We start from the raw sequence: 4019 nt of genomic DNA, 5'->3' as shown, positions 1-4019 counted from the left end.
CCGGATCGGGAAAGACCACGCTGGTGGAGCGGACACCGTTGCCGCGCCTGGTGCGCGAAAGCTCACTCAAAGTTCGGAGTATCGAGGTGGAATGATGCGCATACCCTACGAGAAGAAAGTCCTTTCCAAGAACGACGAGATCGCCGCCGAGGTCAGGCGTCGCCTCGAGACGCGAGGAATTTTCGCCGTGAACCTGATCGGGAGCCCCGGATCGGGAAAGACCACGCTGGTGGAGCGGACCGCGAGATGGTGTCGGGGAAGAATCGCGGCCGCCGCTCTCACCGGGGATCAGGCGACGCGCAACGATGCCGACCGTATCGGCGGGGCGGGGATACCTGCCATCCAGATCACGACGGGAAGCGAGTGTCATTTGAATGCCCAGCGTATCCTCGACCACCTCGGCGACAAGGAGATATGGGACATCGAGCTCCTCTTGATCGAGAATGTCGGAAACTTGATCTGTCCCTCGGCCTACGATCTCGGGGAGGCTTCGAAGGTTGCCCTGCTGTCGGTCCCGGAAGGGGACGACAAGCCGCTCAAGTATCCCGGTCTCTTCAAGAGGGCCGACCTCTTGGTCATCAATAAGATCGATCTCGTGCCCTACACCGACTTCGACGTCGAGCGCGCCGTGAGAAATGCCAGAGAAGTCGCGCCCCACATCGACGTCGTCCGGGTGTCGTGTCGCACCGGTCAAGGGATCGAAGGATGGTTTCAGTGGCTTCAAGGGCGTTTGGCAGAGCAGCCGATCTCGACGATGCACCCGGCCTGATCGTCCGCGTGCGCGGGGTGGTCCAGGGCGTGGGCTTCCGGCCGTTCGTCTACCGCCTCGCGAAAGAGCATCGTCTCGAGGGTTCGGTCTCGAACACTCTCGAAGGAGTGGTCATCCGCCTTCGTGGCGAAGCTTCCAACCTTCGCGCCTTCGTGGAGGAACTGCCCGAAAAGCGGCCTCCTCTCGCGCGCATCGGGGAGATCTCGGTCGAATCCGCCGTCGTTCCGCCGATGGCCGGCTTCCGAATCGACGCGAGCGAGGCGGGCCAAGGGGCAACGACGCTCATCCCGCCCGACGTGACCGTCTGCGACGCCTGCCTCGGCGAGCTCTTCGATTGTCGAGACCGACGCTACCGTTATCCCTTCATCAACTGCACCGACTGCGGGCCGCGCTACACGCTCATCCGCGGTCTTCCCTACGACCGCGCGCTTACCACGATGGCTTCGTTTACGCTGTGCGCGCAATGCCGCCGTGAGTACGAGGACCCCGAGAACCGCAGGTTTCACGCCGAGCCCAACGCTTGCCCTCGCTGTGGGCCCAGGGTTCGCCTGTTGGACGGGGATGGATCTCCCACCGGTCGGATGAATGACCCGATCTCGGAGACGGTGCGGCGGATCCAGAGCGGAGCCATCGTCGCCGTCAAGGGCGTGGGTGGTTTCCATCTCGTCGTGGATGCCACGTCCGAGGACACCGTCGCGCGCTTGCGCGTGCGAAAGCAGAGAGAGGAAAAGCCGCTCGCTCTGATGGTGCGATCGCTCGAGCGCGCCCGGGAGATCTGTCGTGTCGATCCCGAGGAAGCCGCCCTTCTCTGCGGCCCCGAACGGCCGATCGTTCTGCTGGAGCGTCTGACGCCTTCGCCGATCGCTCAATCCGTCGCACCAGGTCACCGGCGCTTCGGCGTCATGCTCGCTTACACGCCGCTACACGCCCTGCTCCTCGATTCGCCTCTCTTTGCCGTCGTGGCGACGAGCGGCAACCGGAGCGAAGAGCCCATCACCATATCGAACGACGAAGCTCTCGATCGGCTCGGCGATATCGCCGATTTCTTCCTGGTACACGACCGGCCCATTCATCGCCGCGCCGACGACTCGATAGCTCGTTGCGATCCGCGCGGCGTTCGGCTCCTTCGCCGGGCACGAGGCTACGCACCGCGTCCGATTACCCTGCCCGATGAAGCTCCGCCTCTTCTCGCGGTGGGAGGAGAGCTCAAGAACACGATCTGCCTCACCCGTGGCCGGGAAGCTTTCCTCTCGCCTCATATCGGTGATCTCGACAACCTCGAAGCGTTCGAGTCCTTCAAAACCAGCATCCGCCACCTGTCAGAGACGCTGGAGATCGAGCCGGTTGCCGTCGTTCACGATTTGCATCCCGATTATCTTTCGACGCGTTGGGCGATCGAGGAGTCGGGCCTTCCATCGATCGCGGTGCAGCACCATCACGCCCATATCGCGGCGGTGATGGCGGAGCACGGCGTATCCGAGAAAGTCGTGGGAATCGCTCTCGATGGCACGGGCTTCGGTCCCGACGGAACCGTCTGGGGGGGAGAGATTCTCGTCGCCGATCGCGTCGGTTTCGAGCGCAAGGCTCACCTGCCTCAGGTCGTCCTTCCGGGAGGAGATCGTGCCGCCCGCGAGCCCTGGCGCATGGCCGTGGCCTGGCTCCATCGGCTCTACGGACGCGAATTTCTCGGGATGAAGCTGCCGTTTCTGGAAACGGTCTCCCGCGATCGAGTGCGAAAGCTCGTCGATGCCATCGAGGCCAACGTCGGTTGGCCCATGACCTCGTCCTGCGGAAGGCTCTTCGATGCCGTCGCCGCTCTGCTGTGCGTACGGCAGAACCAGAGCTATGAGGGACAGGCCGCGATGGAGCTCGAAGCGATGGCTGAAGGCGCGACGAGTGCCGTTGGCTGGTACGAAGGCGACTTCTCGGTCGACGACGTATTGCGGCACATGGTGGAAGGGAAGCGCGATGCCGCCTCCCTGGCGATGGAGTTCCATGTTGGTATCGCCGAGTGGCTCGCCCTCACCGCGGAACAGATCGCGAAGGAGAGCTCGATCGGTCGCGTGGCGCTAGGAGGTGGATGCTTTCAAAACTGCATCCTGCTGCGCGAAGTGAGCAAGCATCTCGAGTCGGCCGGTCTCGAGGTCTTGGTTCCCTCCGAGGTCCCGGCAAACGACGGTGGTCTCGCCCTCGGGCAGGCGGCGGTGGCCTCGGCCCGTCGTTCGCCGTGAAACTCTCACGGTCAAAAGAAATTCCCGAGCCTTCGAGTCTGACGCCAGGGTGCCTGGACTACAATGCCATTGCAGACGGACGTCGGATCACCGTCGAATCGAGCATCGGAACTTGGCGTGGCGTATCTCGTAATCCTCCTCTCGCTTGTGGTCGGCCCACCTGCCTCGTCGCAGGGCCTGCGCACGCCGGAGTACAAGGAGGCGATCACCGAAGGACTGGATCTCCTTCATCGCCTCGAATACGACGAAGCGTTCCAGTCTTTCGAGGCGCTCGCGAGAGCCTACCCCGATCACCCGGGACCGAGGCTCGCGGGAGCCGTCGCCATCTGGCTGCGGGAGCTCTTTGAACGCGAGGATCTCGATCTCGATCGATTCATCTCATCGGGTTATTTCACTCGGGCTGCGCGGCTGGATATGTCGGAGGAAGCCCGCCAGGCGTTCTTCGAACGCATCGCCGAGGCAAGGGAATTGGCGGCGCGATACCTCGAGGACGACCCCGGAGATCCCGATGCGCGCTACTACCTGGGAGCTTGCGAGGGCGCCCTCGGTGCGTTCGCATTCACCATCGACCGAAGCCTCAGACAGGCTATGAGTCACGGGAAGAAGTCCTACGAGATCCACCGAGCCGTGGTCGAGGAGTATCCGGATTTCGGCGACTCCTACATGACGGTGGGCACTTACGAGTACGTCGTCAGCAACCTTCCCTGGTATATCAAGTGGATCGCGACTATCGTAGGCTATCGAGGAAGCGAAGAAAGAGCCTTCGAGTATCTCCTCCGCGCCGCGGAGAAGGGCTACTTCGTCAAGATCGACGCGCGCGTCCTCTTGATGATTCTGTATGTCCGTGAGAAACAGTACGACTACGCGCTCGAGGTAGCTCATCAGCTCCATGGACGTTTTCCCGAGAACTTCCTCTTCCATTTGAACCAGGCTCAGATTCTGGAGCGAATGGAGCGGCGCGAGGAAGCGGCCGGCGTCCTGACCGAGATCGTTCGCCGGGCGGAGTCCGGCACGAAGAA

3 protein-coding genes are annotated in these 4019 nt (G+C 62.7%); all 3 read left to right on the top strand.

Annotated features, from left to right (window positions below):
* Positions 1-91 precede the first annotated feature (91 nt).
* Entirely contained in the window at positions 92-769 is a 678-nt protein-coding gene (gene hypB, locus VEK15_30345; protein HXV65034.1) for a hydrogenase nickel incorporation protein HypB, read from the top strand.
* Positions 715-3000 carry a carbamoyltransferase HypF gene (gene hypF / locus VEK15_30340; protein HXV65033.1) on the top strand — a complete coding sequence of 762 codons (2286 nt, stop codon included), beginning with the start codon at positions 715-717 and terminating at the stop codon, positions 2998-3000. The genes hypB and hypF overlap by 55 nt, the downstream gene beginning before the upstream one ends.
* A gap of 117 nt (positions 3001-3117) precedes the next feature.
* On the top strand, positions 3118-4019 hold a 902-nt coding region (locus VEK15_30335), incomplete at its 3' end, for a hypothetical protein (GenBank protein HXV65032.1).

It is taken from the genome of Vicinamibacteria bacterium (assembly GCA_035620555.1).
GTDB lineage: Bacteria > Acidobacteriota > Vicinamibacteria > Marinacidobacterales > SMYC01 > DASPGQ01.
The sequence above is the reverse complement of the archived record's forward strand: the minus strand, read 5'-3'. Positions and strand labels throughout refer to the sequence as shown.

Excerpts from the sequence above, each read along its gene's own strand:
- hypB (HXV65034.1), top strand. The coding sequence starts at position 92 with ATGATGCGCATACCCTACGAGAAGAAAGTCCTTTCCAAGAACGACGAG.